Raw genomic sequence first — 350 nt, forward strand, 5'->3', positions numbered from 1 at the left:
ACCGGCGCGTACCCCGGAGCCTTCATCTACGGCTGGGCGCTGGACACCTCCGGCAGCCTTGTCTCCTCGCACGGGACCACGGATGGCTATGTCTACTCCGGGCGGGCCCAGGAGCTGGGTTTTCCAATCGTGGAGACGCCCACGGCCTCCTGTCGCGGCGGGGCGTTCTATGTCGGCGTCACCCCGGCCGGCAAGGAGACGCCGTTTCAACGCTTCTGGATCTCCAGCACGGGCAACGCCGTTTTCGCCGGACGCTCCGTGTTCGAGGACGCCGGCATCGCCTACCCCTACGCCACCGCCGCGCTGCCATTGCAAAAGAAAACCGCCCCCGGCTACGCGAACTTTCACGA

The 350-nt window shown here is 66.9% G+C and carries 1 protein-coding gene; it reads left to right on the plus strand.

Annotation, left to right across the window (positions count from 1 at the left end; translation table 11 throughout):
- Positions 1-350, plus strand: a 350-nt coding sequence (locus BGIM_RS66160) for a hypothetical protein (protein WP_193789052.1), incomplete at both ends; no start/stop codon positions are given.

Source organism: Zavarzinella formosa DSM 19928, assembly GCF_000255705.1.
GTDB classification, from domain to species: Bacteria; Planctomycetota; Planctomycetia; order Gemmatales; family Gemmataceae; genus Zavarzinella; species Zavarzinella formosa.